At 72.7% G+C, this 26,977-nt stretch carries 24 protein-coding genes and 1 pseudogene; 11 read left to right on the top strand and 14 right to left on the bottom strand.

From position 1 onward, the window contains the following. Nucleotides 1-55: 55 nt before the first annotated feature. A pseudogene (locus tag Actkin_RS08430) lies at nucleotides 56-1,195 on the top strand (YihY/virulence factor BrkB family protein); the annotation flags it as partial. Nucleotides 1,196-1,642: 447 nt separating this feature from the next. On the opposite strand, the gene Actkin_RS08425 reads toward Actkin_RS08430, so the two are convergent. Continuing rightward, nucleotides 1,643-1,885 carry a DUF3039 domain-containing protein gene (locus Actkin_RS08425; RefSeq protein WP_189213235.1) on the bottom strand — a complete coding sequence of 81 codons (243 nt, stop codon included), beginning with the start codon at nucleotides 1,883-1,885 and terminating at the stop codon, nucleotides 1,643-1,645. A gap of 62 nt (nucleotides 1,886-1,947) precedes the next feature. Here Actkin_RS08425 and Actkin_RS08420 point away from each other — a divergent pair, with 62 nt between their 5' ends. Beyond that, a complete protein-coding gene (locus Actkin_RS08420) occupies nucleotides 1,948-2,853 on the top strand; it encodes a pseudouridine-5'-phosphate glycosidase (RefSeq protein WP_258906594.1) in 906 nt (301 codons plus the stop codon). Here the strand turns inward: Actkin_RS08420 and Actkin_RS08415 are convergent. Genes Actkin_RS08415 through Actkin_RS08405 form a run of 3 tightly spaced genes read right to left on the bottom strand, consistent with a single transcriptional unit; the run spans nucleotide 2,838 to nucleotide 5,393 of the window. Then, complete coding sequence (locus tag Actkin_RS08415) at nucleotides 2,838-3,788, bottom strand: ABC transporter ATP-binding protein (protein ID WP_229787454.1); 951 nt, start codon at nucleotides 3,786-3,788, stop codon at nucleotides 2,838-2,840. The genes Actkin_RS08420 and Actkin_RS08415 overlap by 16 nt on opposite strands. Next, nucleotides 3,785-4,588, bottom strand: a complete 804-nt coding sequence (locus Actkin_RS08410; protein ID WP_258906593.1) for an ABC transporter permease — start codon at nucleotides 4,586-4,588, stop codon at nucleotides 3,785-3,787. The genes Actkin_RS08415 and Actkin_RS08410 overlap by 4 nt, the downstream gene beginning before the upstream one ends. Then, the gene (locus tag Actkin_RS08405; RefSeq protein ID WP_189213237.1) at nucleotides 4,581-5,393 is read right to left on the bottom strand and encodes an ABC transporter permease; all 813 of its coding nucleotides are present in this window, start codon (nucleotides 5,391-5,393) and stop codon (nucleotides 4,581-4,583) included. The genes Actkin_RS08410 and Actkin_RS08405 overlap by 8 nt, the downstream gene beginning before the upstream one ends. Nucleotides 5,394-5,499: 106 nt before the next feature. Between Actkin_RS08405 and Actkin_RS08400 the strand changes: the two genes are divergently transcribed. After that, nucleotides 5,500-6,363 (top strand): carbohydrate kinase family protein, encoded by an 864-nt coding sequence (locus Actkin_RS08400; protein ID WP_258906592.1) that lies wholly within the window; start codon nucleotides 5,500-5,502, stop codon nucleotides 6,361-6,363. Here Actkin_RS08400 and Actkin_RS08395 read toward each other — a convergent pair. Then, complete coding sequence (locus Actkin_RS08395; RefSeq protein WP_189213239.1) at nucleotides 6,350-6,664, bottom strand: DUF3099 domain-containing protein; 315 nt, start codon at nucleotides 6,662-6,664, stop codon at nucleotides 6,350-6,352. The two genes, Actkin_RS08400 and Actkin_RS08395, sit on opposite strands and share 14 nt — an antisense overlap. Nucleotides 6,665-6,763: 99 nt before the next feature. On the opposite strand from Actkin_RS08395, the gene Actkin_RS08390 reads away from it, so the two are divergent. The 4 genes from Actkin_RS08390 (at nucleotide 6,764) to Actkin_RS08375 (ending at nucleotide 11,570) form a co-directional block, all read left to right on the top strand. Then, nucleotides 6,764-7,480, top strand: a complete 717-nt coding sequence (locus tag Actkin_RS08390; RefSeq protein WP_189213240.1) for a methyltransferase domain-containing protein — start codon at nucleotides 6,764-6,766, stop codon at nucleotides 7,478-7,480. A 10-nt stretch (nucleotides 7,481-7,490) separates the two neighbouring features. Next, nucleotides 7,491-7,916, top strand: a complete 426-nt coding sequence (dtd, locus tag Actkin_RS08385; protein ID WP_258906591.1) for a D-aminoacyl-tRNA deacylase — start codon at nucleotides 7,491-7,493, stop codon at nucleotides 7,914-7,916. A gap of 168 nt (nucleotides 7,917-8,084) precedes the next feature. Beyond that, the gene (locus Actkin_RS08380) at nucleotides 8,085-9,059 is read left to right on the top strand and encodes a sigma-70 family RNA polymerase sigma factor (RefSeq protein ID WP_189213242.1); all 975 of its coding nucleotides are present in this window, start codon (nucleotides 8,085-8,087) and stop codon (nucleotides 9,057-9,059) included. Nucleotides 9,060-9,908: 849 nt separating this feature from the next. Beyond that, on the top strand, nucleotides 9,909-11,570 hold the full coding sequence (locus Actkin_RS08375) for a fumarate hydratase (protein WP_189213243.1): 1,662 nt from the start codon (nucleotides 9,909-9,911) through the stop codon (nucleotides 11,568-11,570). A 48-nt stretch (nucleotides 11,571-11,618) separates the two neighbouring features. Here the strand turns inward: Actkin_RS08375 and Actkin_RS08370 are convergent, their stop codons facing one another. The 7 genes from Actkin_RS08370 to Actkin_RS08340 all read right to left on the bottom strand — a co-directional run bounded on the left by Actkin_RS08370 (nucleotide 11,619) and on the right by Actkin_RS08340 (nucleotide 20,421). Beyond that, nucleotides 11,619-12,440: a M23 family metallopeptidase gene (locus tag Actkin_RS08370; RefSeq protein ID WP_229787459.1), complete on the bottom strand. Its 822-nt coding sequence runs from the start codon at nucleotides 12,438-12,440 to the stop codon at nucleotides 11,619-11,621. Between the two features lie 433 nt (nucleotides 12,441-12,873). Then, on the bottom strand, nucleotides 12,874-13,416 hold the full coding sequence (locus tag Actkin_RS08365; protein WP_189213245.1) for a hypothetical protein: 543 nt from the start codon (nucleotides 13,414-13,416) through the stop codon (nucleotides 12,874-12,876). Between the two features lie 128 nt (nucleotides 13,417-13,544). Beyond that, nucleotides 13,545-14,012: a hypothetical protein gene (locus tag Actkin_RS08360; RefSeq protein ID WP_189213246.1), complete on the bottom strand. Its 468-nt coding sequence runs from the start codon at nucleotides 14,010-14,012 to the stop codon at nucleotides 13,545-13,547. Nucleotides 14,013-14,016: 4 nt separating this feature from the next. Then, the gene (locus Actkin_RS08355) at nucleotides 14,017-15,000 is read right to left on the bottom strand and encodes a winged helix-turn-helix transcriptional regulator (protein ID WP_258906588.1); all 984 of its coding nucleotides are present in this window, start codon (nucleotides 14,998-15,000) and stop codon (nucleotides 14,017-14,019) included. Further along, nucleotides 14,997-16,532 carry a carotenoid oxygenase family protein gene (locus tag Actkin_RS08350; RefSeq protein WP_258906587.1) on the bottom strand — a complete coding sequence of 512 codons (1,536 nt, stop codon included), beginning with the start codon at nucleotides 16,530-16,532 and terminating at the stop codon, nucleotides 14,997-14,999. Before Actkin_RS08350 ends, Actkin_RS08355 begins: the two co-directional genes overlap by 4 nt. Before the next feature lie 36 nt (nucleotides 16,533-16,568). After that, entirely contained in the window at nucleotides 16,569-19,235 is a 2,667-nt protein-coding gene (locus Actkin_RS08345) for a bifunctional acetate--CoA ligase family protein/GNAT family N-acetyltransferase (RefSeq protein ID WP_258906586.1), read from the bottom strand. Nucleotides 19,236-19,245: 10 nt separating this feature from the next. Next, a complete protein-coding gene (locus tag Actkin_RS08340; protein ID WP_258906585.1) occupies nucleotides 19,246-20,421 on the bottom strand; it encodes an acetoin utilization protein AcuC in 1,176 nt (391 codons plus the stop codon). Between the two features lie 47 nt (nucleotides 20,422-20,468). Between Actkin_RS08340 and Actkin_RS08335 the strand changes: the two genes are divergently transcribed. Next, nucleotides 20,469-21,218: an arginase family protein gene (locus Actkin_RS08335; protein WP_229787463.1), complete on the top strand. Its 750-nt coding sequence runs from the start codon at nucleotides 20,469-20,471 to the stop codon at nucleotides 21,216-21,218. 13 nt (nucleotides 21,219-21,231) lie between these two features. Here the strand turns inward: Actkin_RS08335 and Actkin_RS08330 are convergent, their stop codons facing one another. Next, nucleotides 21,232-22,083, bottom strand: a complete 852-nt coding sequence (locus Actkin_RS08330; protein WP_258906584.1) for a sulfurtransferase — start codon at nucleotides 22,081-22,083, stop codon at nucleotides 21,232-21,234. A 79-nt stretch (nucleotides 22,084-22,162) separates the two neighbouring features. Between Actkin_RS08330 and Actkin_RS08325 the strand changes: the two genes are divergently transcribed. From Actkin_RS08325 to galE, 3 genes are read left to right on the top strand one after another with little or no spacing between them, the layout of a single operon-like run. Next, nucleotides 22,163-22,861, top strand: coding sequence for an iron-dependent transcriptional repressor DtxR (locus Actkin_RS08325; protein ID WP_189213251.1), 699 nt, complete (start codon nucleotides 22,163-22,165; stop codon nucleotides 22,859-22,861). Next, nucleotides 22,858-24,054 carry a galactokinase gene (galK, locus tag Actkin_RS08320; RefSeq protein WP_258906583.1) on the top strand — a complete coding sequence of 399 codons (1,197 nt, stop codon included), beginning with the start codon at nucleotides 22,858-22,860 and terminating at the stop codon, nucleotides 24,052-24,054. The genes Actkin_RS08325 and galK overlap by 4 nt, the downstream gene beginning before the upstream one ends. A 16-nt stretch (nucleotides 24,055-24,070) precedes the next feature. After that, a complete protein-coding gene (gene galE / locus Actkin_RS08315) occupies nucleotides 24,071-25,030 on the top strand; it encodes a UDP-glucose 4-epimerase GalE (protein WP_258906582.1) in 960 nt (319 codons plus the stop codon). An 826-nt stretch (nucleotides 25,031-25,856) separates the two neighbouring features. Here galE and Actkin_RS08310 read toward each other — a convergent pair. Then, nucleotides 25,857-26,903 (bottom strand): DUF4192 domain-containing protein, encoded by a 1,047-nt coding sequence (locus Actkin_RS08310; RefSeq protein WP_258906581.1) that lies wholly within the window; start codon nucleotides 26,901-26,903, stop codon nucleotides 25,857-25,859. Nucleotides 26,904-26,977: the final 74 nt, after the last annotated feature.

The raw sequence follows: 26,977 nt of genomic DNA, 5'->3' as shown, positions 1-26,977 counted from the left end.
AGTTTGCCCGGTAGTCGGGCCGAACGGCCGCGGATGGGACATGCTTGTCACCGAGATGACCACTCAGGCAGCCATCCCGATGCAGGTCGCGCGGCGTCGCGGCCTCCTGCGGCACACGCTGTCCAAGGCATGGCACGGCAACCTGTTCTCCGAGGCGGCTGAGGCGGCGTTCTGGCAGGTCCTCTCGCTCCCGCCGCTGCTGCTCGGGCTGCTGGGCATGCTCGGCTTCGTCGCCGACTGGCTCGGCCAGGACGTCACGCGCGCCGTCGAGGCCGACATCATCGAGATCTCGCGGACGGCGTTCAGCGAGAGCGTCGTGACCCAGATCATCCAGCCTACGGTCTCGGACATCCTGACCGTCGGGCGCGGCGAGATCGTCTCCGTGGGATTCCTCATATCGCTGTGGGCGGGCTCGTCGGCGATGTCGTCGTTCGTCGACGCGATCACGGTCGCGCACGGCCAGAACGGGGTCCGTGGCGATGTGTGGCAGCGCGTGTTCGCGCTGTTGCTCTACATGGCCAGCCTGGTGCTGCTGATCATCGGCCTGCCGGTGCTGGCGCTGGGCCCGGACATCCTGCCCAACCTGTTCCCGGCGTCCTGGCAACCGACGATCGCCACCTGGCTGGACATCGCCTACTACCCCGCGATCGGCGTGATCCTCGTGCTGGCGCTGGCGACGCTGTACAAGCTGGCGCTGCCCCGGAAGCTGCCGTGGCACCGCGGCCTGCCGGGGGCGGCGCTGGCGATGGTGGTGTTCCTGGCGTCGAGCATCGGCCTGCGCCTCTACATCGGCTGGATCACCACCACCGGCTACACCTACGGCGCGCTGGCGACCCCGATCGCGTTCCTGCTGTTCGCCTTCTTCATCGGCCTGGCCATCACCCTCGGCGCGTACTTCAACGCCGCGATCCAGGACATGTGGCCCGCGAAGATGACCAAGCGCCAACGCCGCAAGTGGCGCCGCCTGGAGATGGAACGGGCCAACGAGCGCAGGCGCGAGGAGGAGAAGGGCAAGGCCTGGCAACCCGACAGCCCACCCCCGAACGCCGCACCTGCGACCGCCACACCCCCGAACACCGCACTCCCGAGTGCCACACCCCTCAACACCGCACCCCCGACTGCCACGCCCCCCAACGCCGCACCTCCGACTGCCACACCCTCGAACACCCCACCTCCGACCGCCACGCCCCCCAACGCCACGCGTGCGGACGCCACGCCCCCCAACGGCACGCCGCCCGCCACTGCGGACCGCTCGCCCACTCCGGCCCCGAACCGCACGCCCCAGCCACCCCACGCGAGTGCCCAGCCGCCCCAGCCGACGGGCTGGGACCGCGGCCCCGTCCCGCCGAACCCGCCCTACAGGCAGGGCGCACCGCGCAGGCAACCACCTGGACAAGACTGGAGCGGCCCCGCCCCAAGCCACAGGCACCACGACTCGGACTGAGCCGGTCACGCTCCCGGGACCGCCCCCGACCGGGAGGGGAAGGACGCGGGTCGTCGGGCTGGTCCGAACCGCACACAATCACCCGCCGGTTCCAGTCCCGCCGCACCGCATCGGTGCCGCAGTGGTCGAGCCGGACCGGGGCTCAGCCGCGGGCCACCGACCCGGGCCGTGGCGGCCCGGGCGTCAGCAGGCGGGTTCCTACGGCTTCATCCGCTCGTAGATCTTCTTGCACTCCGGGCAGACCGGCGAGCCGGGCTTCGGGGACTTGGTGACCGGGAAGACCTCACCGCACAGCGCCACGACCATGGTCCCCATGACCGCGCTTTCCACGACCTTGTCCTTGCGGACGTAGTGGAACATCTTCGGCGTGTCATCGCCCGTGCTGTCGGTGCCCTCCGGACGGGTGTCGACCTCGGGGAGGGTCTGGGTGGGTGCGCTCACCCCTCAATGATGCCTCAACCCGGGATGCACCGACCCCCGGCCATCACCCATGATGACCCGTCGTGAGCATCGAACTTTCCGCCGAGGTCGCCGCCGCGGTGGCCGACGGCACGCCCGTGGTCGCCCTGGAGAGCACGCTGCTGGCCCACGGCCTGCCCGCTGGCCGCAACCACGAGGTGGGGGTCCGCCTCGAGGAGACCGTCCGGGCGGCGGGCGCGGTCCCGGCGACCATCGCCGTGCTGGACGGCACGGCCCGGGTCGGGCTGTCGGCGGACGAGCTGGCCCGGGTGTGCGAGTCGGACATGCTGAAGCTGTCCCTGCGCGACCTCGGCCCCGCGTTCGCCATGCGGCGGGACGGCGCGACCACCGTGGCCAGCACGGCGGCGCTGGCGCACCGGGCCGGGATCGGCATGTTCGCCACCGGCGGGCTCGGCGGCGTGCACCTGGCGATGCCCGGCGAGCAGGCCTGGGACATCTCCGCCGACCTCGACGTCCTCGCCGCCACGCCGGTCACGGTCGTCTGCTCCGGGGTGAAGTCCGTCCTGGACATCGCCGCGACCGTCGAGGTGCTGGAGACCCGCTCGGTGCCCGTCCTGGGCTACCGCACCGACCACTTCCCCGCCTTCTACCGGCGCGAGTCCGCCTTCGGCGTGCCGTGGCGGGTCGACACGCCCGAGGAGGCCGCCGCGGTCATCGCCGCGCACGGCGAGACCGGGTCGAGCGGGGTCCTGCTGGTCAACCCGGTGCCCGCCGAGTTCGAGATGGACACCGACCTGCACCACCGCCTGCTGACCGACGGCATGGCGCTGCTGCGCGAGCGCGGTGTGCGCGGCAAGGACGTCACCCCCGTGCTGCTGGAGCACTTCCACACCGCCAGCGGCGGCGTGAGCCTGACGGCCAACATCGAGCTGGTCGCCGCCAACACGCGGGTCGCCGCCGAGGTCGCGGTCGCTCAGTCCCGGCGGTAGAGGCGGGCGATCACGTCCTCGATCTCCGGCTCCTGCACCGACAGGTCCCGCAGCGGCACGGCCTGGGCGAGCGCGGCGACGACCTCGCCCGCCGTCGCGCCGTCGAGGGCGAGCCGGACCCGGCGCCCGTCGTTCTCCACGGCGGTGACCTGCGCGCCCGGCAGCGTCAGGCCGGGCCAGGCAGCGTCGAGGTCGGCGACGATCTCGCGGCGGGAGCCGTAGCGGGCGTGCAGCTCGTCCAGGGAGCCGTCGTGCACGACGCGGCCGTGGTCGATCACCACCAGCCGCCTGCACAGCTTCTCGATGTCGGCGAGGTCGTGCGTGGTGAGCACGATGGTGGCCTCGCCTGCCGCGTGGACCTCGGCGAGGAACTCGCGCACGGCCTGCTTGCTGAGCACGTCCAGGCCGATCGTGGGCTCGTCGAGGAACAGCACCTCGGGACCGTGCAGCAGGGCGGCGGTCAGCTCGCCGCGCATGCGCTGGCCGAGGGAGAGCTGGCGGACCGGGGTCTGGGCGAACTCGTCGAGCCCCAGCAGCGCCGTGCACCGCTTGAGGCGGGCGGCGTGGTCGGCGGCGGGGACCTTGTAGATGTGGCGCAGCAGGCTGAACGACTCGGCCAGCGGCAGGTCCCACCACAGCTGCGAGCGCTGCCCGAACACCACGCCGATGCGCCGGGCCAGGGTGACCCGCTGGGCGACCGGCTCCAGCCCGCACACCCGCGCCCGGCCCGCGCTCGGGGTGAGCACGCCGGTCAGCATCTTGAGCGTTGTCGACTTGCCCGCGCCGTTGGGTCCGATGTAGCCGAGGATCTCGCCGCGCCCGATCGCCAGGTCGACTCCGTCCACAGCGGACACGACGTGCTTCTCGCGGCGGAATCGGCCGACCTTGCGGCGCACGGTGAAGTCCTTGCGCAGGCCCGTTGCTTCGATGATCACGATCCGGTGCTCCGGTAGTGGCGGATGCCGACCCGCCACAGCGCGGTGGCGGCGAGGACGGCGATCATGGCGGTGAGCGGGGAGCACCAGCGCAGCCAGTCGGGCACGCCCATCGGGTCGGGCCGGTCCAGCAGGGCCAGTGCGGGCAGGTACGCCACGAAGGCGAACCCGATGCCGAAGGCGAAGAAGCGGCCGAAGAAGCCGCCGCCGTACATCGTGAGCGGGTAGGAGGTGAAGTCGCGGCCGCCGTAGGTGAAGGCGTTGGCGACCTCGCCGGACTCCACCCACCAGAACGCGACCGTCGCGCCGATGATGAACAGGCAGCCGAACATGACCGCCCCGGTCAGCGGCGTGACCACGGCGAGCAGGACCCGGGCGGGGTTCCAGTCGATGTCGGCCACGGCGAGGCCGAGGCCGTAGACGACCATGCCCTGCACGACCCGCCCGACGCGGCGGGGCGCGAAGTTGACCGCCAGGAGCTGGGCCAGCGCGGACAGCGGGCGCAGCAGGAGCGCGTCGAACCCGCCGGAGCGGACCAGCTCGCGCAGCCGCTCGGCGTTGCCGAACACGGCGTCGGCGATGGCGAACGCGAGCGCGGAGAGCCCGGCGATGAGCAGCACGGCCGGGCCGCCGAAGCCGCCGAGCCCGCCGCTCACCGAGAACAGGACGAACACCGTGGCGATGTCGAGCGCGCTGATCAGCGTGCTCGCGGTCAGGTCGATCGCGAAGGACATCCGGTACTGCGTCTGGCTGCGGATCTGCGCCCGCACGATGTGGAGGTAGACGCCGAGGTCAGCCACCCTGCACCACCAGCTTCCGCGTCGCGCGCCGCTGCACGGCCCCGCACAGCGCCAGCAGGACCACGGCCCAGAAGACCTGGCCCGCCAGGATGAGCAGGGGGTCGCCGCGGCCGACGGCGATGTCGGCGGTGGCCTGCAGCAGCGACGGGAACGGCGTGCCGACCCAGAGCACGACGCGCAGCCACTCGGGCAGGACGGTCAGCGGGAAGTACAGGCCGCTGCCCACCGTGGACAGCATGCCCCACGCCGCGACCGCGCCCCGGGTGTCGAGCAGCCAGAAGGCGGTCAGGCCGATCAGGTACCGGCCCCCGAACCCGACCACCGCCGCGGCGACGATGGAGAGCACGACCAGGGCATAGGTGAGCGGATTCCGGGGCAGGTGCATCTCGAAGAACACCAGGCCCGCCGCGATCGGGACGGTGAACCGGGTCAGCATCGCGAACCCGGCGCGCCCGATGTCGGTCCACAAGTACGTCCACAGTGGATTGATCGGGCGGAAAAGGTCGGTCACCACGTCCCCGGTGCGCACGCGTTCGGCGATGTCGAGCGGGACCCACATGTTGACCACGGCGAGCATCCCCTGGCCGAGCCAGACATAGGTGACGAGTTGGGCGCTGTCGTAGCCGCGCAGCAGCCCGCCAGCGCTCGCGGCGACGGAGAGCATGATGTAGCAGCGCAGGAAGCCGAACACGATGTTGGTGAACGTGCCCGCGAAGGTCGCCTGCCGGTAGGTGGCGTATCGGCGGAAGCCCGCGGTGATCAGGGCCCACGACGCGCGCGGCACAGCGAAACGCCTCCTCGGCATGCCTGGAAGGGGATGACCACAGCGGGAACGGGCCCGACTCGCGGGCCGGGTAGCTTTCTACCGCATGGCGGCGCGCCGCGCAGCCCATTTCGATCGAGGGAGACGGATGCGCGTCGTGGTGGTGGGCGACACCGCTCTGGACATCGTGGCCCGGCCGGACGGCGAGGTGCGCCACGGCCACGACACCCGCGCGTCGATCGCGCTCACCGCGGGCGGCGCGGGCGCGAACACCGCGGCGTGGCTGGCCCACCTGGGCGCCGAGGTGACCCTGGTGTCGCGGGTCGGCGCGGACGCGGCGGCCGGGCAGGTCCGGGCCGACCTGACCGCGTTGGGCGTGCGGTGCGCGTTCACCGAGGACCCGGACGCGAGCACCGGCTGCGTCGTCGTCCTGGTCGACGGCGACGGGCAGCGCAGCATGCTGCCCGACCGGGGCGCCAACGCCCGGCTGCGGCCGTCCGATTTGTCCCCCGATGTGCTGTCCGGGGCGGCCCACCTGCACCTGTCCGGCTATGTGCTGCTCGACGAGTCCTCGCGGGAGGCCGGACTGCACGCCTTGGCCGCCGCTCGGGCCGCGGGCCTGACCACGTCCGTGGACCCGCAGGCCGCGGCCTTGATCGAGGACGCGGCGACGTTCCTGGAGTGGGTGCGCGGGGTCGACCTGCTGCTGCCCAACGCCGACGAGATGGCGGTGCTGGGCGCGGACGTGCTGAAGTCCGTCCGCGCGGTCGCCGCCACGGCGGGCAGCGGCGGGGCGAGCTGGCTGGACGCGTCCGGGAGCGTGCGCGTGCCCGCCGTCGCCGCGGACTGCGTCGACTCGACCGGGGCTGGCGACGCGTTCGACGCCGGGGTGCTCACGGCATGGTTGGGCGGGGCCGGCCCGAGGGCGGCCCTGGCCGCCGGTGTCGCTGCGGGCGCGGCGGCGGTGAGCCGGGTCGGCGCGCAGCCGGTCGCCCGGCTCAGCCGTCGATGACCTGCCGGGGCCCGCTCTCCAGCGCCTTGGCCTCGCGCCGGTAGCGGTTGACCGTCTCGGCCTTGCGCGGCGGCCGGTCGTTGGCGATGAGCACCGCGACCCACGGCAGCGGGATGGACAGGGCGACGAAGCCCAGCGCCAACCACCACGTCTCGTGGAACACGCCCGCCAGGATCAGGCAGGGCACGCGCAGCGACATCATGACCATGTATTTGCGCTTGCGCGCGGCGAACTGGTCCTCGTACGAGGGCTCGGCCTCGGTGATCAGTACCGCGGTGTCGTCCCTGTCCGGAGTCTTCACGACACCACCTCCGCGTCAATGGTGCCACCTCGGCATGGCAGTTGGGCCATCCGGGTAGAGATGTATGGGGAAATCCAGGGGCACCGGTAGAAACGAGGAATGACGCTCGACATGGTCGAGACCCGACCGCGGGCGCTGCCCCCGCGCCCGGACACCCCGGCTGGCCGGTTGCGCCACCGGGTGACCGAGGCCAACCTGCTGCGGCACGTGTCCGGCCCGCAGCGGGTCCTCGACGTGGCCGGTGGCGGCGGCAGCGAGGCGGTCCGGCTGGCGCTGGCGGGCCACGAGGTCACCGTGCTCGACCCGGCGGGCGCGATGCTGTGCTCGGCGAAGGCCCGCGCCGAGGAACAGGGCGTGTCCGACCGCGTGCACATCGTCCAGGCCGCCGCCGAGGACGCCCCCGAGCTGTTCGGTGAGCACGACTTCGACGTCGCCCTCTGCCACAACCTCGTGCACTTCGCCGACGACCGCATGGCCCTGCTGCGGGCGCTGGCCGCTCCGGTGCGTGAGGGCGGGTTGCTCTCCGTGCTCGCCCCCAACCCGGCGGCCGCGCCCCTCTACGCCGCGCTCAAGCGCCACGACATCGCCCGCGCGCTGGCCGAGGTCGACGCGGACGCGTGCACCGCCGACGACGTCCGGGCGGACCTGGCGGCCGTGGGCGCCGACGTCATCGCCCACTACGGCGTGAGCTGCGTCGCCGGGTACCTCCCCGCGGAGGAGCTGACCGCCGAGGTGGAGGAGCTGGAGCTGGCGCTGTCCACGCGTCAGCCGTACGTGCTGACCGCCCGTTACTTCCACCTGGTCGCCCGCGTGTGATCATGCCCCGGTGAGGGCCGTTGCCGCCCGGGTGACCCGGGCATCTGTTGTCGTCGACGGGTCGGTCGTGGGCCGCATCGATGAGCCGGGGCTGCTCGTATTGCTGGGCGTGCATGTCGATGATGGGCCGGACAAGGTCGAGACCATGGCCCGCAAACTGCACGAGCTGCGCGTCCTGCGGGACGAGGAGTCGTGCGCCAGCATCGGCGCGCCGCTGTTGGTCGTCAGCCAGTTCACCCTCTACGGCGCGACCCGGAAGGGCCGCAGGCCGTCCTGGACGGAGGCCGCCCGGCCCGAGCAGGCCGAGCCGTTGGTGGACGCGGTCGTCGCCGAGCTGCGCTCCCGGGGCGCGCGGGTGGAGACCGGCCGGTTCGGCGCGATGATGTCCGTGGAGAGCGTCAACGACGGTCCCTTCACGGTCATCGTGGAGGTTTGACCGGTTTCCCCTGTCCCGGGTGGACGGTCGCGGATTTCTCAGCGAAACCTCAGTTAAAGCTGAACAACCCCCAGGTCACGGGGACCGTCATCACAGTGTGGGCGGGAACGAAATGCCACCCGCGCACGTTGGGAGAGACAGAACCACCGCGACAGGGGGAGGAGCACCATGACGATCCCGCACCAGCGCGAGCCGGAAGTGGCCTACGAGGCGGCGGACCTGGACGCGCAGGGCCCGGCAGCCGACCTGGTCCGCGTCTACCTGAACGGGATCGGCCGGACCGCGCTGCTCAGTGCCGAGGAGGAGGTCGAGCTGGCCAAGCGCATCGAGGCGGGGGTCTTCGCGCAGCACATGCTCGACACCGCCCCGGAGCTCGCGGACGACCGCCGCGGCGAGCTGCGCGCCCTGGTCCGCGACGGCCACCGGGCGAAGAACCACCTGCTGGAGGCCAACCTGCGGCTGGTGGTGTCGCTGGCCAAGCGCTACACCGGCCGCGGCATGCCGCTGCTGGACCTGATCCAGGAGGGCAACCTCGGCCTGATCCGCGCGGTGGAGAAGTTCGACTACACCAAGGGGTTCAAGTTCTCCACGTACGCCACGTGGTGGATCCGCCAGGCCATCACCAGGGGCATGGCCGACCAGGGCCGCACCATCCGCCTCCCCGTCCACCTCGTCGAGCAGGTGAACAAGCTGGCGCGCATCAAGCGCGACCTGCACCAGCAGCTCGGCCGCGACGCGACGACGGAGGAACTGGCGCGTGAGGCGGGCATCGCCCCGGAGAAGGTCGCCGACCTCCTCGACCACGCCCGCGACCCGGTGAGCCTGGACATGCCCGTCGGCACCGAGGAGGACGCCCCCCTCGGCGACTTCATCGAGGACGGCGAGGCCACCGACGCCGAGACCGTCGTGATCTCCGGCCTCCTCCAGGAGGACATGCGCCGCGTCCTGGGCACCCTCGACGACCGCGAGCAGTCCGTCATCCGCCTCCGCTACGGCCTCGACGACGGCCAACCCCGCACCCTCGACCAAATCGGCAAGCGCTTCGGCCTCTCCCGCGAACGAGTCCGCCAGATCGAGCGCGAGGTCATGAGCAAGCTGCGCCAGGGCGAGCGAGCCGAAAAACTCCGCGCCTACGCCAGCTAGCCAGACAACACCGACCCGCCGAGTGCCGAGCGCAGAGCAACCACACCCAAGATTGGGCTAGACAACACCGCACCCAATCCGGGTTTGAAGCAGCGCAACCACCCACGAACCGCAACACGCGCGACGCCCCTGTCCGATGGGGTGGACCCGCATTCGTGGGGAGCGAAGCGTCGCTACCCTCGCTCGGGCGCGGACGGCTTGCCCGCTCCGCCGCTTCTCCGCGCCCGCGACGCTTCGCTTAGGGGCCCCGCGAATGCGGGTCCACCCCATCGGACCCACAAATCAACTCGCGAAGCGCGTCACATGACACTCGGGGCCGGTCGAGCACGACCGGCCCCGACCTCTGTGCACCCAACTCACGCAGGGCAACTATAAAATGACTCCGGGTAAGCAGAGAGTGCAGGGGCGAAGCGACACGCCCCGACCCCGAGGTGACCAATCCGAGCCAGTCCGGAGCACCCCGACAGGGCGCGAGGCTGGCCCCACCCCTCAGCACCAACGTCAGACCGCCGCCAGGGAAGAAATTCCGTCCCCCGAGGCAACCTCCCCCCGCTCAGCTACGTCACTCATATAGACGCGTTGACATGTGACCGCCATCACCGGCACTGTCTACCAATCGACTTCGCGAGGAGGGCCTGCGGGCTCGGCCTCGCTGCGGCGGGAGGTCGGGGCGGCCGGGGGCCGCCCCGGCCTTCCGACTTTCCGGGGTCCGATTCGCCCGGCCGTTCCACGGCAGCGGACGGGAACCGTCCGGGGTCGGGAATCACAGGGAGACGGCGTCTTCCCCGCCTGCCGTAGGCGGTACGTTCAGGGGCATTCCCCGGACGCGCGCAAGGGAGCCGCTGCACCGTGACCACCACGACGAGTTTCGACTACACCGACGTCCTCCCCCTCGGCCCGGACACCGCCACCGAGTACCGGTTGGTCAGCCCGGACGGGGTCAGGGTGGTCGAGGCGGCGGGTCGGCGATTCCTCGAGATCGAGCCCGCAGCGCTCACCGCCCTCGCCAAAGAGGCGATCAAGGACATCCAGCACCTGCTCCGCACCTCCCACCTCGCCCAGCTGCGCGCCATCGTCGACGACCCCGAGGCCAGCGGGAACGACCGGTTCGTAGCGATGGACCTGCTCCGCAACGCCTGCATCGCCGCAGGCGGCGTGCTGCCCATGTGCCAGGACACCGGGACCGCGATCGTCATGGGCAAGCGGACCGAGAGCGTCCTCACCGGGGGCGGCGACGAGCAGGCGATCGCGCAGGGCGTGTTCGAGGCCTACCAGGAGCTCAACCTCCGCTACTCGCAGATGGCGCCCGTCACCTTCTGGGACGAGAAGAACACCGGGACGAACCTGCCAGCGCAGATCGACATCCACACCAAGCCGGGCACCGACCCCGTCTACGAGTTCCTCTTCATGGCCAAGGGCGGTGGGTCCGCCAACAAGACCTTCCTCTACCAGGAGACGAAGGCCGTCCTGAACCCGAAGCGCCTCGCCGCCTTCCTCGACGAGAAGCTGCGCGGCCTCGGCACTGCCGCGTGCCCGCCCTACCACCTGGCGATCGTGGTCGGCGGCCTATCCGCCGAGCAGAACCTGAAGGTGGCCAAGCTGGCCTCCGCCCGCTACCTCGACACCCTGCCGACCGAGGGCTCCGCGCTCGGCCACGGCTTCCGGGACCTCGACCTGGAGCAGCAGGTGCTGGCGATGACCCGCGAGTTCGGCATCGGCGCGCAGTTCGGCGGCAAGTACTTCTGCCACGACGTGCGCGTCATCCGCCTGCCCCGGCACGGCGCGTCCTGCCCGGTCGGGATCGCGGTGAGCTGCTCGGCCGACCGGCAGGCCAAGGCCAGGATCACCCCGGACGGCGTCTTCCTCGAGCAGCTCGAGCGCGACCCGGCCCGCTTCCTGCCCGACGTCCAGGGCGAGGACCTGTCCGACGAGGTCGTGCGCATCGACCTCACCCGCCCCATGGACGAGATCCGGGCGACGCTGTCGCGGCTGCCGGTCAAGACGCGGCTGTCGCTGTCCGGGCCGCTGGTGGTGGCGCGCGACATCGCGCACGCCAAGATCAAGGAGCGGCTGGACGCGGGCGAGCCGATGCCGCAGTACCTGCGCGACCACCCGGTCTACTACGCGGGCCCGGCCAAGACCCCCGACGGCTACGCCTCCGGCTCGTTCGGGCCCACCACCGCGGGCCGCATGGACTCCTACGTCGAGCAGTTCCAGGCCGCGGGCGGCTCGATGGTGATGCTCGCCAAGGGCAACCGCTCGAAGCAGGTCACCGACTCCTGCCAGCGGCACGGCGGGTTCTACCTGGGCTCCATCGGCGGCCCCGCGGCCCGGCTGGCGCAGGACTGCATCAAGAAGGTCGACGTCCTGGAGTACGCGGAGCTGGGCATGGAGGCCGTCTGGCGGATCGAGGTCGAGGACTTCCCCGCGTTCGTCGTGGTCGACGACAAGGGCAACGACTTCTTCGCCGGGACCGCCCAGCCGACCCTGCAGATCTCCTTCAAGCGCTGACGGGAAAGGGCCCGCTCACCGGGTGAGCGGGCCCTTGTCCGTCGGTGCTTACGTGAGCGGCGCCCCGCGGGCGGCCATCCACGGAACCGGGTTGATCTTGCGGCTGCCGTCCGCCCACACCTCGAAGTGCAGGTGCGGACCGGTCGACTGGCCGCGGTTGCCCATGGTGGCGATCTGCTGGCCCGCGGCGACCTTCGCGCCGTTGCTGACCAGGATCTCGTTCACGTGGCCGTACACGGTCACGGTGCCGTCGTTGTGCTGGACGCGCACCCACAGGCCGAAGCCGCTGGCCGGGCCCGCGTCGATGACCCTGCCCGCCGCGGCGGACCGGATCGGCGTGCCGATGCTGTTGGCGATGTCGACGCCGTAGTGGGTGGTGCCCCAGCGGGCGCCGAAGCCGGAGGTGAACCGGCCGACGGTGGGCTTGACCCACGCGCGCGCCTTGGCCGTGGTCGCTGCCTTCTTCCGCTCGGCCGCCTTCTTGCGCTCGGCGACCTTCTTGCGCTCCGCGGCCTCGCGCGCCTTGGCCTCCTCGGCCTTCTTGCGCTTGGCCTCGGCGATGCGCTCCTTCTCGGCCGCCAGCGCCTTGCGCTGGCGCTCGCGGGCCGCCTCGGCCCGCTTCACCTGGGCCAGCTCGGCGGCGGCCGTCTGGACGCGCTGGGGGTACGAGCGGACCTCTGCCGCGGCGGGCTCGGTCGTGAAGGCCATGCGGAGGACTTCGCTGACTGTCGAGTCGGGCTGCGAGGCCGCCGGAGCGGACAGCAGCGGGGTCCCGACTGCGACGGCGAGGCCCGCCGCGACGGCCGTGGCCGCCAAGTGGCCCTTGGGGAACGTGGACTTCTTGCGGTGTTTGCCCTCCGTGCGCTGCACGGGGGCGTTCTGGCTATGGCCCTCGATGGGCATTGGGGAGTGCCTTCCGTCTCGGGGAGGTCCGGACGGGCTCCGGGCGGGGGATCCCAGGCGACACGCGGCGGGGGAACCGACATGCCACACGCTCGTGACCGAACCGTGACGAACGTCGAGACGCTAACCATGCGCAATCGATAAGGCAAACAATCTGTGACCTGGCTCAATTTGCGCAGGTCACAGCGCGCGACCGGGTGAAGATCGGTTACTCAGCGTGCGTTAAGCATCGGCGGGAGATCGTCCGCCAGGAGACGCGAAGGCGTTTCACCGCACTGACCTGGCATAAGTCCGCCCCCGCTGACTTCGGCTCGGCCGGAGTCGACGGGGGCGGGGAGATCGGCGGGACGGACACTTCACGGGGCGACCCGGTCACCAGTGCGGTGACCAGGGTCACGTTTCACGAACCGGTCGTCAGGACAACCACGCGGTCCCCCAGCGCGTCCGCGAGGGACACCGCGACGGGCACCGGCGTGACCACCTGGGCGCACGCCTGACCCTCGGGCCCGCCCTGCGGCTGGGCCATCGGACCGAGGGCCAGCGTCACCTTGGCGCCGTCGGTCGAGACGACCTTCGCCTCCATGGGCGTGCACGGGGTCGGCGCGACCGCGAACAGCTGCAGCGTGCGGCCGTCCTCGGACACCCAGACGCGGTCGTCCTCGTGGAGGTCGGAGGGCGTCGTCTTGTTCTCCACCTGGTCAGGCGGGAGGACGGTGTAGCCGGGAGGCGCCACGACGCCGGACGGGCCGCTGGTGAGCGCCGGGCGCGTCGGGTCGGCGGAGCCGCTGGGCGGGGCGACCGTGGGCGTGGGCTTGGTCGGCATCGTGAGCGACGGCGAGCCCTCGCCCACCGGGATCTCCGGGGTGCCGCCCGCCTGCCGCTCGCCGCACGCGGTCGCGGTCAGCAGGACCAGCAGGACAGCGGGGATAAGGGAACGCTTCATAACCAGAGGACGGTAGTCGGACCGCGGCGCGTTGCAGGTCGGGACGAATCCTCAGTTTTCGGACCCCGGACAAGGCGGTGCCCCTGGTCGGCGGGGCAGTCCGACCAGGGGCACGGGTCAACGGGGGACTAGGACTTGCGCTGCTCGGTGGTGATGACGACCTCGCGCTCGCCCAGCGGCTCCTTGAGCTCGGCGGTCACCGTCACATACCGGATGTCCATCGTGCAGACCTCGGCCTTCGCGGGCGTGGTCTCGACGATGGTGACCGCCACCTTCTCCGCGGTCTGCTCCGTCACCTCCGCGCTGGCCTTGCCGCAGCCGCCCTCCTGGGCGCCGAGGCCGAGCGTGGCGCCGCCGTCGGCGGTCCACACCTCGACCGGGTACCCCTCGGGCAGCGCCGCGGTCTCCAGCTGCGCGTCCGGGACCGGTGTCGAGCCCGCAGGCGGGATGCGGCCGGACTGGTCGGCCGGGTCGTCCGCGGGCGCTGACTGGGCGGGTGGGACCGGCGCCTGCTCCGGCGCGGACTGCGGTTCTGCGCAGGCCGTCGCCAACGCGAGCAGGGCGGTCCCGACGAGGATGCCGATACGTCGGGTCATGGACTCAGGACGGAATGGCACCGTGCCGGGGTTGCACGGCGGCGCGCGGGACGACCGAGATCTCCCGGCCAGCGAGCACTCCCCCGCACTCCGAGCAGCGCAGCAGCACCGAGAACGGGTGCTCCGAGCCGCGGTGGCGGAAGATCACCGCGGGCCCCTCCGGGGCGATGAACCAGCGCTGGCCCCACTCGATCGCCGTCATCACGACCGGGAAGAACGCGCGCCCCTTGTCGGTGAGCCGGTACTCCGAGCGGTCGGGCCGGTTCTCGCCGTCGACCGTCCGCAGCACGCCGATGGCCTGGAACCGGCGCAGGCGGTCGGCGATGACGGTGGCGGGCGCGCCCAGGCGCCGCTGGAACTCGGAGAACCGGTGCGCGCCGAGGTAGGCAGCGCCCATCATCGCCGCGGACCAGCGGTTGCCGACGAGCACGCGGGTGTGCGGGAAGAACCCGGGGCCCAGGGTCGACGAGCCGCTGGAGCGCCGCCGCAGGGTGGTGTTGGGCGCGGACCTCGGCCACGACCCGCTGGGGCCGAACTCGCCGGTGACCTCGCGCGGCTCGACGGTCTCCCCGCAGGTCGAGCAGGCCATCAGCGGGTCGAAGGCGCGCCCGCAGCGGTGGTGGACCATGACCGGGACGGGCTCGGCCTGCCCGTGCGCCCAGCCGCCCTCCCAGGCGCAGATCGTGGCCATCATCGGCCACAGCGACATCCCGCGCGGGGTGAGCCGGTACTCGTGGCGCAGCGGCTTGTCGGCGTAGGGGACCATGTCGAAGATCCCGACCTCGCAGATGCGGCGCAGCCGCGCGGTGAGCACGGCGGTCGAGATCGGCAGCAGCTCCTGCCACTGGTGGAACCGGGTGAGGCCGTCGGTGAGGGCGTAGCGCAGGATCAGCAGCGTCCATTCGTCCGCGGTGACGCCGATGGCCCACGCGATGGCGTTGTCGCCACCGGCGCCCAGCCGGGTCGGCTCATCCGGCGGATGGATCATGACGCCCCTAGCGGGTCGTCCGTGGCGCGCCACCCGGGCAGCGTCGCCCCCGCCGCCCACGTGCTGTGCGTGCCGCTGCTGACGCGCTCGGGCAGCGCCACCCTGGCGATCGGGCCGTCGCCGACGCGCGCGGCGTCGAACACCAGGCATTCCGAGCGGTCGGCCGTCATGTCCGTGGTCATCGTGATCAGGTATCCGTCGTCCTCGTCGCTGGCCCCGACCCGAGGCGCGACGGCCGTCTCGCTGCCGAACACCCCAGGGCCGTAGCGGTACCGGTCCTCGGCGCCGGTGCGCACGTCGTGGCGGACCAGGCCGTCGAACAGGAACCAGCCGGGCGCGCCGGTCGAGGCGTAGGCGTAGCGGTACGACCGACCCGCGCAGCCGGGGTTGATCATACCGAACTCGGTGATCGACTCGCTGAGCCGTTCTTCCCTCACTGTGCCGGTGGCGAGGTTCAGCCGCCACCGGTGCAGCCGGGTCTGCATCCCATCCAGCGACAACATGCGGAACACGCGGGCATAGCGCCGGTCGCCGGGGAAAGTGCCGCCCCGGGCCTCCGGGTCGCCCTGGAAGAACCCGTCCAGGACGATCTCGTCGCCCTCCTCGTAGGCGTTGACCCAGTGCAGGACGTAGGTCGGCGCGGCCTCGAACCAGCGCACCCGCGTGCCCCGGCGCGGGACGACGCCCAGGCGCAGGGGCAGGTCCGGGTGGAAGCGGGCGACGTGGCGGCCCGCGGCCAGGGCCTGCGGGTCCCAGAACAGCGGGCAGTCGTTGAGGATGGCGTAGTTCTCGGTGTAGGCCATGTCGTGCGGCAGGCGCGGGCCGGGCAGCTCGACCGGGGTGTGGTGCACGAGCCGGTCGTCGGCGTCGATGACGCCGTAGTGCAGGTAGGGCTCGTCCTTGCCGTAGCTGAAGAACAACATCTCGCCGGTGTCGGGGATGACCTTGGGGTGCGCGGACACGCCGCGGGCCGGGAAGTCACCGTGCCAAGTGGACTTGCCGAGGTCGTCGAGGGTGAGCGGGTCGAGCCGGTAGAGCTCGCCGCACTGGTAGAAGCTGGTCAGCGCCACCCCGGCGTGCACGACGATGTCGGTGCTGGACGCGTCCTTCATCCGCCCGCGCGCGCCCCACCCGTCCGGGCGCAAGGCCACCTCCGGCCTCTCGGCGACGCCCGCCCACAGCGAGCGCCCGGCCTCCTGCTCGGCGCGGAACCCGTCGGTGCGCACGAAGCGGTTGCGGTAGAACGCCTTGCCGTCCCGGAAGCCGACCAGATGGACCATCGCGTCCCCGTCGAACGGGTGGTAGTCGCTGATGGCCGGGTGCACGGGGTTCTCGGTGTTGCGCAGGTAGACGCCGTCGAGGTCGGCCGGGATCTCGCCGACGACCGGCAGGTCGACGGCCGCGCGCTCGACCGTCTGCGGCCGCCACGGCCCGCTGCGGTAGGGGTGGTCGTCGCCGACGGGCAGGGTGCTGAGCACCCTGCCGATGATCTCCACGTCCACTGAGGACTCCCGGGGGTCGCGGTCGGGCACCTCAGACTACAACTAGCGAAGTCAGCAGGCCAGGGCCTACTCGCCGGGGGCGCGCAACCTGCGGGGACCGGTGTCGTGCCGGGACGGCGGCGGGCCGACGGTGACCCGGCCCCCGGTCACGAACGCGCCTGCCGAGGAGGCCAGCACCGGCTCGAGGGCGAGCTCGCGGACCTCGGGGACGTCCTCGGCCAGCGCGGCCACCCGCAGCACGAGGTCGGACAGGGCGGCCAGGTCGGCGGGCTCCCCGCCGCCGTAGCCCGCCAGCAGCGGGGCTGCCTTGGGCGCGCGGACGATGGCCTCGGCGTCGGTGTCGGTGAGCGGGAGGGCGCGGTAGGCGCGGTCGCCGAGCAGGTCGCTGATGAGACCGGCGAGGCCGAAGGACACCAGCGTGCCGAACGACGGGTCGTCCTGCAGCCCGATGGTGCAGGAGATCCCCTTGGGGGCCATGCGCTGCACGTACACCTCGTCCACACCGGACACCTGCCGGAGTTCGGCGTACGCGTTGCGGATGCCGTCCTCTGTGGTCAGGTCGAGCCGGACGCCGACGAGGTCGCTGCGCCTGCGGAACTGCCTGCTCGCCGTCTTCATCACCACCGGAAGCCCCAGCGCGGCCGCCGCGGCGACGGCCGAGGAGGCGTCGGCGACGACCCGGAACGGCATGACCGGGATGCCGTACGCCGCCAGCAGGGCGATCACCTGGGCGTCGGCCAGCTCCACCTCCGCGCCGTCCGACGCCGACAGGGCCGCGGTGACGATGGACGCCGCCGCGGGCTGGTCGAGGCCCTCGGGCCGCACGAGGTGGCCGCGCGGCGTCGAGCGCCAGCGCGCGTAGTTCGTCGCCCGGGCCAGCGCCAGCACGGCCCGCTCCGGGCTGGGATAGCTCGGGATGGAGCCCTTGCCGGGCGCGCCGTCCGGGCCGGGCACGGCCAGCGACGCCGGGATGCCCTCGGCGGCCAGGAACGTCGACACGATCGGCTTGGTCTCCTCGACCTCGGCCGCGGCCTCGCGCAGCGCGCGGGCGTAGGCAGTGCCGGGGATCGTCAGCGGCGGCACGAAGACCACGACCAGCGCGTCGACGTCCGGGCGGCGCAGCGTGCGGGCGACGGCGTCGGCGAAGACGTCCGGCCCGGCCTGCGCGCCGACGTCGACCGGGTCGTCGGCCAGGGTCAGCCCCTGGGCGAGCGCGGCGTCGGCGGCCAGCACGCCGATGGCCGAGGAGTTGCCGACGACCGCCACCCGCTCGCCTGCGGGAAGCGGCTGGTGGGCCAGCAGCAGGGCGGTGTCGAACAGCTGCGCGATCGACTCGACCCGGATGACGCCCGCCTGCTCGAACAGCGCCTGCACGCTCGCCTCGTCCACCGCGACGCCGGTCGCGGCCAGCGCGGGCAGCACGGTGTTGCGGCCGGACTTGACCGCCACGATCGGCTTGCGCCGCCCGAGCCGCCGGGCCAGCCGGGCGAACTTGCGCGGGTTGCCGAAGGACTCCAGGTACAGCAGCACGACGTCGGTGTTGGCGTCGGTCTCCCAGTACTGCAGCAGGTCGTTGCCGGACACGTCGGCCCGGTTGCCCGCGCTGACGAAGGTCGACAGCCCCAGCCCGCGCGCGGCGGCGTCGGCGAGGATCGCGGTGCCCAGCGCGCCGGACTGGCAGAAGAAGCCGGTGCGGCCGGGGCCGGGCAGCGTGGGCGCGAGTGTCGCGTTGAGACGGACGGTCGGGTCGAGGTTGACCACGCCGAGGGCGTTCGGGCCGACCACGCGCATGCCGTGCGCGCGGGCCGCCCCCACCATCCTGCGCTCGGCGCCGCGTCCGTCCGGGCCGGTCTCGCCGAAACCCGACGTCACCACGACGAGGTTCGTCACGCCCTTGGCCAGGCAGGCGTCCAGCACCTCGTCCACCCCCGACGCCGGGATGGCGACGACGGCGAGGTCAACCGGGTCGGGGATGTCGAGCACCGACGGATAGGCCCGCACACCGCGCACGGACGGGTGCTCGGCGTTGACCGGGAACACCGGACCGGCGAAGTCGGCGGCCAGCAGGTTGGAGAACACCGCGTACCCGATCTTGGTCGGGTCGGTCGACGCGCCGATCACCGCGACCGACCTCGGGTGCAGCAGGTTGTGGACGCTGCGCGCCTCCGCGGCCTGCTCGCGCGCCCTGGCCACGGCGACGGCGGCCTCGGTCGGGTCGATGGCGAACTCCAGGTGCAGCACGCCCTCGTCGAACTCCCGGCTGACCTGGTAGCCCGCGTCCCGGAACACCCGCACCATCTGGGCGTTCTCGGCCAGCACCTCGGCCTCGAACTTGGCCAGCCCGCGCTCGCGCGCCGCGGCGGCGAGGTGCTCCAGCAGGATCGAGCCGAGCCCCCGGCCCTGGTGGGCGTCCTCGACGACGAAGGCGACCTCGGCGGAGTCCTGGCCGTTGAGCCGCTCGTAGCGGCCGACGGCGATGATGTCGTCGCCGAGCAGGGCGATGAACGCGACCCGGTCGTGGTGGTCGACCGTGCTGAAGCGGCGCAGGTCCTTGTCGGGGATGCGCGGGTACGGGCCGAAGTAGCGGAAGTAGCGGGTGCGCTCGGAGAGCCGCCCGTGGAAGGCGCGCAGCGCGTCGGCGTCGGTGGGCACGATGGGGCGCAGGTGCACGGTGCCGCCGTCGGACAGCACCACATCGGCTTCCCAGCGGCGCGGGTAGTCGAACGGGTCCACGGGCACCTCCTCAGTCGCGCGGGTCGTCCGGGTCGAGGCCGTGCAGGGGGAAGATCGCGTGCCGGACGTCGCGGATCACCGCGTCCACCGGGTCGCTCATGCCCCCGCTCCACGCGTCGAAGGTCGCGTCGGCGCCGTCGGACATGGTGAGCGGGAGGTCAGCGCGCGGGGCGACCTTGCGCACTGTGGTCAGCCACTCCGTGGGCACGCGCGTGCTGGGGTCGACGTCGCGGTCGAGGACGGCGGCGACCAGATGGGTCCACGACCGGGGGACGACGCGCAGCAGCTGGTAGCCCCCGCCGCCGGTGGCCAGCCACTTGCCGCCCGCGTACCGCTCGGCGAGGTCGCGCAGCGCCAGGTAGGTGGCGCGGTGGCCGTCGACGGACAGCGACAGGTCCGCCAGCGGGTCCTCGGCGTGGGTGTCCACTCCGCACTGGGTGACCAGCACCTGCGGCCGGAACGCGCCGAGCAGGGACGGCACGACGGCGTGGAAGGCCCGCTGCCAGGCCGGGTCCCGGGTGCCCGGCGGCAGCGGGATGTTGACCGACGTCCCCTGCGCGGCGCCCGCGCCCAGCTCGGTCACCGAGCCGGTGCCCGGCCACAGCGTCGCCGGGTGCTGGTGCAGGGACACGGTGAGCACGCGCGGGTCGTCGTAGAAGGCGGCCTGCACGCCGTCGCCGTGGTGCACGTCGACATCGATGTAGGCGATGCGCTCGAAGCCGTTGTCCAGCAACCAGGAGATGGCGACGGAGCAGTCGTTGTAGACGCAGAACCCGGCCGCGTGGTCGCGCATGGCGTGGTGGAGGCCGCCCGCGATGCTGACGGCGCGGTCGGCGGTCCCCTCGGCGATCACCCGCGCGGCGAGCAGCGTCCCGCCGACGACGAGCGCGGACGCGGCGTGCATCCGGTCGAACACCGGGTTGTCGGGGGTGCCGAGCCCGTGCCCGACGTCCCACCCGACGGTGGGGGCCTGGCGGACGGCGTCGACGTAGGACATGTCGTGCGCGCGGGCCAGGTCCGGGTCGTCGGCGGGCTCGGGCGCCAGCGTGATGACGTCGTCCAGCAGGCCGAGGGAGCGCGCCAGCCGCATGGTGAGTTCCAGGCGGATGGGGTTGAACGGGTGATCGCCGCCCAGGTCGTAGCCGAGCAGAGCGGAGTCCCAGACAACGGCGGCGCGGTCACCCATGGGAAAACCATAGGCCCTGACCGGCGATCGGCTCCTACGCTGGCCTCGTGACCCCGATCATCGTGCCGTTCCACCACGACGAACGCCTGCCCGCCGACAGCCTCCCCGTCACCGGCGAGACGGTCGCGCCGGACCTGCCCGACGGCGAACTCTGGCCCCGGCTGGTCGCGCTGCACTCCGCGGTGGCGGACACGGTGGCCGGGCGCATCGGCTCCGGCGGCGTCCCGACCGTCGTCTCCGGCGACTGCCTGGTCGCGCTCGGCACCCTCGCGGGCACGCAGCGCGCCGGGCTGGACCCCGCGGTCGTCTGGTTCGACGCGCACGGCGACCTGCACACGATGAGCAGCTCGACCTCGGGCTACCTCGGCGGCATGGCCCTGCGCCTGGCCATGGGCGCCGAAGCGGTCACCGCGCCGCTGGGCCTGCTGCCGCTGGCCGAGGAGCGCGCGCTCCTGGTCGACGCCCGCGACCTCGACCCCGCCGAGGCGGACTTCCTGCGCACGGGCGGCGTCACCCGCGTCGAGGTCGACGACGTCGCCCAGGACGTGCTCCCGGACGGCCCGCTCGTGCTGCACGTGGACCTCGACGTGGTCGACGCCGACGAGCTGACCGGCATGAAGTTCCCGGCCCCCGGCGGGCCGTCCGGCGACCGGGTCGTGCGCGCGGTGCGGCGGGTGCTGGACACCGGCCGCGTGGTCGCCGTCGACATCGCCTGCCCGTGGCACCCGGCGCGCGACGCCGACGAGGCGGCCGCCCGCGCGCGACTGCTCGCCGCGCTGGAGCCTTCGCGGCTCTAGTCCGTGTCCGTCGCTACGGCTCGGACCCGGTGGCGACCGGGCGGTCGGGGTCGACGCACCAGTGCGACCAGGAGCCCGCGTAGAGCGCGGCAGGCGCCGTCGGGCTGGTGATTCCCGCCGCCTCCAGGGCCAGGACGACCGACGCGGCCGAGACCCCGGAGCCGCAGTACGCCCCGACGGGCGTGCCCGCTGTCACTCCCAGCGCGGTGTACCGCTCGGCCAGTTCGGCGGGCGGGCGCCAGCGGCCGTCCGCGTCGGTGTTCGCGGTGAAGGGCGCGTTGAGCGCGCCCGGGATGTGGCCCGCGCGCGGATCGATCGGCTCGACGTCGCCCCGGTAGCGCTCGGGGGCGCGGGCGTCCAGCAGGACGCCGTCGCGGGCCAGCGCGGCGGCCTCGTCGGCGTCGAGCACGGGCATGCCGCCGGGGCGGACGGTCAGGTCGCCGGGCTCCGGGCTCTCCTCGCCCACGCTGCCGGGGAGTCCGGCGGCGGTCCACGCCGCGTAGCCGCCGTCGAGGACGGCGACCCGGTCGTGGCCCGCCCAGCGCAGCAGCCACCACGCGCGGGCCGCCGCCATGGCATTGTCGGTGTCGTAGACGACGACCGGGTGGTCAGCGCGCACGCCCGCGGCCCGCAGCGCGCGTTCGAGCACCGCGGGCTCGGGCAGCGGGTGGCGGCCGCCGGGCCCGGGCGGGGCGGCCAGTTCGGTGTCCAGATCGAGGTAGGCCGCCCCGGGCAGGTGGCCAGCCAGGTACTCCGGGCGACCGGGCGGCCCGCCCAGCCGCCAGCGCACATCGAGCAGGACGGGTGCCAGTGGACCGTCCAGCAGGGACACGAGTTCGGCCGGGGTCACCAGGGGTGCGCTCACGCGCACCATCCTGCCCGAGCCGGGGCCGGGTCGGTTCTGTCAACGATTAAGATGTAAGGGGACGAAGGGGAACGCGGCCGTGAACGAGCTCATCGACACCACCGAGATGTACCTCCGGACCATCTACGAGCTGGAAGAGGAGGGCGTCGTCCCCCTGCGTGCCCGCATCGCCGAACGCCTGGGCCAGAGCGGCCCGACGGTCAGCCAGACGGTGGGCCGCATGGAGCGTGACGGCCTGGTCATCGTCGCCGGTGACCGGCACCTGGAGCTCACCGACCACGGCCGGTCCCTCGCCATCGCGGTCATGCGCAAGCACCGCCTCGCCGAGCGCCTGCTGGTCGACGTGATCGGCCTGGAGTGGGAGCAGGTCCACGCCGAGGCGTGCCGCTGGGAGCACGTGATGAGCGAGGCCGTCGAGCGCAAGCTGGTCAAGCTGCTCGGCCACCCCACCACGTCCCCGTACGGCAACCCGATCCCCGGCCTCGACGAGCTGGGCGAGGGCGACCCCGCCCCGCCGGTGGAGGCGGGCCTCATGCGCATCGACGAGGTCGCCCGCCGCGGCGGCGGCCGGGTCGAGGTGCGCCGCATCGCCGAGCACATCCAGCCCGACTCCGAGCTGATGTCCGACCTCAAGCGCGCGGGCATCATCCCGGGCCACACGGTCAGCGTCGGCGCGACCCGGGGCGACACGACCAGCATCGAGGTCACCGGCGACGTGGGTGTGGGCGGCAGCTTCTCCCCCGCCGTCCTGCACGCCGTGCTGGCGCTGCCGAGGTGAGTCGCGCCGCCGACCTGGATGGCGTCAGCGCCACCCAGGCAGACCGCGCTGCCACCGCGTTCCGCCACCGCCACGGCCGCGACCCGCACGGGGTGTGGTCCGCGCCCGGGCGGGTGAACCTCATCGGCGAGCACACCGACTACAACGACGGCTACGTCCTGCCGTTCGCGCTGCCGTTCCGCTGCGCCGTCGCGGCCGCCCCGCGCGCCGACGGCGTGCTCGCCGTCACCACGGTCGGCGATGACGGCGTGCCCCGCGCCGCCGAGCCGGTCGCCGTGGCCGACCTCGAACCGGGCCGGGTGAGCGGGTGGGCCGCGTTCCCCAGCGGCGTCGCCTGGTCGCTGCGCGGCGAGGGCGTCCTCGGCGGCGCGGACCTGGTGATCGCGGGCGACGTGCCGACCGGTGCGGGCCTGTCCTCCTCGCACGCCCTGCAGTGCGCGGTCGCGCTGGCGCTGCTCGGCATGGCCGACCGCGCCCCCGGCGCCCACGACGGCCCCACCCTGGACGAGGTCGCCCGCTGGGTGCAGCGCTCGGAGAACGACTTCGTCGGCGCGCCGACCGGCCTGCTCGACCAGACCGCGTCGCTGCGCTGCGTCGCCGGGCACGCGCTGTTCCTCGACGTGCGCTCCGGCGCGGGCGAGCAGGTGCCCTTCGACGCCGCCGCGGCCGGTCTGGCGGTGCTCGTGGTCGACACCCGGGCCAAGCACTCCCTGGCCGACTCCGCCTACGGCGAGCGCCGCGCCGCCTGCGAACGCGCCGCCGCCGCGCTGGGCGTCCCCGCCCTGCGCGACGCGACCCTGGCCGACCTCGACCGCCTGCCCGACGACCTGGTCCCCCAGGCACGGCACGTGATCACCGAGAACCAGCGCGTGCTGGACACCGTCGCCCTGCTGCGCGCGGGCGGGCTCGGGCGGATCGGCCCGCACCTGACCGCGTCGCACACCAGCCTCCGCGACGACTACCGCGTGTCCTGCCTGGAGCTGGACGTCGCGGTGGACGCGGCGCTTGAGGCGGGCGCCCTCGGTGCGAGGATGACCGGCGGCGGCTTCGGCGGCTCGGCCATCGCGCTCGTCCACGCGGACCGGGTCGCGGACGTGCGCGCGGCCGTGCGGACGGCGTACGCGAGGCGGTCGCTGACCGAGCCCCGCTTGTTCACCGCGGCCCCCGCCGCTGGCGCGGGCCGCGACTACTAGGAAGGCGAGACCCACCGTGAAGTTGCTCGTGACCGGCGGCGCCGGATACGTCGGCAGCGTCTGCGCCGCGCGCCTGGTCGAGGCGGGCCACGAGGTCGTGGTGGTCGACGACCTGTCGACCGGCCACGAGGACGCGGTCCCCGACGGCGCCCGGTTCGTGCGCGCCGACATCGGCGACGCGGCCCCGTCACTGCTCGCCGAGGGCTTCGACGGCGTGCTGCACTTCGCCGCCAAATCCCTCGTCGGCGAGTCGATGCAGGACCCGGCCAAGTACTGGTCGGGCAACGTGGTCACCTCCCTGAAGTTGCTGGACGCCATGCGGGCGGCGGGCACCCCACGGCTCGTCTTCTCCTCCACGGCCGCCACCTACGGCGAGCCGGACGCGGTCCCGATCCCCGAGACCGCCCCGACCCGCCCCACGAACACCTACGGCGCCACGAAGCTGGCGATCGACCACGCGATCACCTCCTACGCCGCCGCCCACGGCCTGGCCGCGGTCAGCCTGCGCTACTTCAACGTCGCGGGCGCGTACGGCCGCTACGGCGAGCGCCACACCACCGAGACCCACCTCATCCCGATCGTGCTGCAGGTCGCCTCCGGCAAGCGGGAGAAGTTGTCGATCTACGGCGACGACTACCCCACCGCCGACGGCACCTGCGTGCGCGACTACATCCACGTGGTGGACCTCGCCGACGCCCACCAACTCGCCCTGGAGCACGCCGAGACGGGCAGCCACCGCATCTTCAACCTCGGCAGCGGCACCGGCTTCTCCAACCGCGAGGTCGTCCAGACCTGCCGCGAGATCACCGGCCACCCGATCCCGACCGAGTTTGCCCCCCGCAGGCCCGGCGACCCAGCAGTGCTGGTGGCCTCCTCAGCCGCCGCAACCACCCACCTAGGCTGGAAACCCGAACGCACCGCCCTCCCCCAAATCATCACCGACGCGTGGGAGTTCACCCAGGCCCACCTGGCCTAGCCACTCGCGTGGCCGAGCGGGCCTGCCGGGGTGATGCCCTGATGGTGGCGCAGGCGAAGGAAACCCGCCGATCCGCACAGCCGAGCAACGGCCACAGCGACCGACGCCCGAGGTGCCACCGACGGTGAAGCCAGCGACCACCACACTCCGCACTGGCTGCAACGGGGTGCGACGAGCCGACCGGTCGCTCCGGGAACAACCGACAGGTCCTAGCCCGCGCGGACGAACCAACAAATTCAACCCGCAAGGCCGAACCGGATCGTGCCTAAGTGGACCGAGGCTGGCATGGTCGAGGCTGGGCCGACCCAGGCCCCGCTGCCCTGGTCGGGCGGCAAGGTTGGACTGCCCGGGTTTGGCCGGGCCGGGTCCGGCAGCTCGGGTTTCGACAGCCTGAGTCCGGCAGACCGTCGAGCAGACCAGGCCCGGCAGACCGAGTCCGGCAAACCGGGTCCGGCAGACCAGGTCCGGCAGACCGAGTCCGGCAGACCGAGTCCGGCAAACCAGGTCCGGCAGACCAGGTCCGGCAAACCGAGTCCGGCAAACCGAGTCCGGCAAACCGGGTCCGGCAGACCGGGTGTGGCTGACCTCGACCAAAGACGACGTGATCCCCACGTCCAAGTCCAGCGGACCCGGGTTCGGCAAACCGGGTGTGGGCTGTCCAAGGTTGGGTTGCCCGGGTTCGGCGAGCCGGGTTCGGCGAGCCGGGTTGCTCGGGCCCCGGGTGGGCGGGCCCTGGTGAATGGGCCTGGGTGGGCGGCCGGTTGCGGTTGGCCTTGGCGGCGGCTGGCGTTTGGCCTTGCGCCTCGCCTGGGTGGTCGCGCGTTTCCTAGGTATCACCTGCCTTCAAGAGGATGTTGCGTAGTTCCAGTGGGGTCATGGCTCCGTCCAAAGCCGCTGTGAGGAGGCCTGCGAGGGTGTGGCCGGGGCAGGCTTGCAGGGCCACGTCCAAGGCGACTCGGGCTAGGGAGCCGTTGCCGCGGAGGTAGGCCGAGACCGCGAGGAGGCATGCGGGTTCGGCTCGGTCGGGGGCGGGGAGGGCGCGGGTCAGGTAGGTCCACAGGCGTTCGCCTGCTGCGGCGCGGGGGGTTACGGCGATCAGTTGGCAGTGGCCGCGGGTTTCGGTGTCGTACAGGGCCGTTGCGAGGTCTACCAGTGTGTCCTCGTCCAGTTGGGGAAGGTCGGTCGCCGGTGGGGCGTGGACGTGGTACATGTCGAGGACGATGTCGTCGTAGTGGGCGATGGGGTCCTCGTCCGGCTCGATCTCGAAGACGTCCAGGGCTTTGTCCACTACGGACTTGTCCGGGAGGGAGCCTGATCGTGCGTCGATCAGGAGTTCGCGGCGTTCCAGGACTTCCGGGGGATCCGGGGTGAGGGTGGCCGCCAGGGCCTCCCGGCTGGCGTACTTCACCGCGCCGCGGACGAGCATGCCGACGCCCAGGGCGGAGGTGTCGGGGTCGGGGACCGTGCCCGCGCAGCTGCGGTGGTTGTAGCAGCACCACTGCAGGCCGCGTTCGATCTCCGGGACCCAGACGATGTGGTCGACCGGGATCTCCACCTTGCGGAAGGCGCGGCGGAGTTCGCTGACCAGGGGGCGGTGGGGCAGCAGGTCCGGTGGGCTGCCGGAGCCGCCCACCACCACGGCCACCGCGCGTTCCGCGCCGTGGGACGCGGACAGGGCCGCCAGGTGGTCGGCGACTTGAGCGCGATAGCGCTGCGGTGGCAGGTCGATGCGCAGTATCGCGCCGATACCGGCGTCGACCATGGTGATCAGGACGAGGGAGTCGGTGGGGTGGAAGCCCAGCAGGTGCGGGATCGCGGCCACCAACTCGCCGCCGTCGTCGAGGGGAAGGGTCGGGTCGAGTGCTGTCGTCATGCTTCCACTGTGGCCGCCCGAACCCCAAGCGCGTCAGGGGAACCCGGCCGCCTGTGGATAACCGTCCCCTGTGG

The organism is Actinokineospora sp. UTMC 2448 (assembly GCF_024760565.1).
In the GTDB taxonomy this organism is placed as follows: Bacteria; Actinomycetota; Actinomycetes; order Mycobacteriales; family Pseudonocardiaceae; genus Actinokineospora; species Actinokineospora fastidiosa.
This window is presented reverse-complemented; position numbering and strand designations above follow the sequence as displayed.

Coding starts and splice junctions, on each gene's coding strand:
- Actkin_RS08405 (WP_189213237.1), bottom strand. CDS start 5,393: ATGCCGAGGAGGCGTTTCGCTGTGCCGCGCGCGTCGTGGGCCCTGATC.
- Actkin_RS08400 (WP_258906592.1), top strand. CDS start 5,500: ATGCGCGTCGTGGTGGTGGGCGACACCGCTCTGGACATCGTGGCCCGG.
- Actkin_RS08390 (WP_189213240.1), top strand. CDS start 6,764: ATGACGCTCGACATGGTCGAGACCCGACCGCGGGCGCTGCCCCCGCGC.
- Actkin_RS08380 (WP_189213242.1), top strand. CDS start 8,085: ATGACGATCCCGCACCAGCGCGAGCCGGAAGTGGCCTACGAGGCGGCG.
- Actkin_RS08365 (WP_189213245.1), bottom strand. CDS start 13,416: ATGAAGCGTTCCCTTATCCCCGCTGTCCTGCTGGTCCTGCTGACCGCG.
- Actkin_RS08360 (WP_189213246.1), bottom strand. CDS start 14,012: ATGACCCGACGTATCGGCATCCTCGTCGGGACCGCCCTGCTCGCGTTG.
- Actkin_RS08355 (WP_258906588.1), bottom strand. CDS start 15,000: ATGATCCATCCGCCGGATGAGCCGACCCGGCTGGGCGCCGGTGGCGAC.
- Actkin_RS08340 (WP_258906585.1), bottom strand. CDS start 20,421: ATGGGTGACCGCGCCGCCGTTGTCTGGGACTCCGCTCTGCTCGGCTAC.
- Actkin_RS08310 (WP_258906581.1), bottom strand. CDS start 26,903: ATGACGACAGCACTCGACCCGACCCTTCCCCTCGACGACGGCGGCGAG.